Genomic DNA, 670 nt, shown 5'->3' with positions numbered 1-670 from the left:
TTAACTTCGAAGAGCCCGTTTGCCGGCGTGGAGATCGACATCCGCGACGCGCCACACCGGGGTTCGGTCGCCGTGGGTGTGTGAGGGGGTACGAGGCCGACGGGTCGGGGCCGTTGCGGCGGGACGGCGAGTGGGCCACCGTCGGTGATGTCGGACGGATCCGTGATGGCGTGCTTGAGGTGCTGGGGCGGCCGGATGCGGTGACGACGGCCGGTGCGACGGTGCTGGTGGCGGAGGTAGAGACGGCCCTGGCAGGTGGGGCCGGGGGCCCGTTCGCGGTGCATGGCCTCCCGCATCCCACTTTCGGTGAGGTGCTGGCGGTGACGTTCGTCGACCCGACCGACGAGCCCCGGCTGCGGGACGCGGCGCGGGCGTTGCCGGCCTCGCACCGGCCGCGGGTCTGGCGAAGGGTCGACGCGCTGCCGCTCACCCCGGCGGGCAAGGTCGACCGGGCCGCCCTGGCCTCCCTCTCGGACGCCGAGCCGGGCAGTGCGCGGTGACGGGCGCGGTGATCGTCGCGGCGCGGCGCACCCCGCTCGGCACCGCTGGGCACGGGCTGGCTCACGTGACGGCGGCGGAGCTGGGTGCGGCGACGCTGCGCGCCGTGGTCGCGGACGCGGGCGGCGTCCCGGACGAGGTGATTCTCGGCAACTACATGGGGCCGGGTGGC

At 75.1% G+C, this 670-nt stretch carries 1 protein-coding gene; it reads left to right on the top strand.

Going from position 1 to position 670, the window contains the following annotated elements; genetic code table 11:
* Positions 1 to 80: 80 nt before the first annotated feature.
* Positions 81 to 500 (top strand): acyl-CoA synthetase family protein, encoded by a 420-nt coding sequence (locus tag N864_RS22855; RefSeq protein ID WP_155893084.1) that lies wholly within the window; start codon positions 81 to 83, stop codon positions 498 to 500.
* Positions 501 to 670 lie beyond the last annotated feature (170 nt).

The sequence above is a fragment of the Intrasporangium chromatireducens Q5-1 genome, from assembly GCF_000576575.1.
Classification (GTDB): Bacteria; Actinomycetota; Actinomycetes; order Actinomycetales; family Dermatophilaceae; genus Intrasporangium_A; species Intrasporangium_A chromatireducens.
This window is presented reverse-complemented; position numbering and strand designations above follow the sequence as displayed.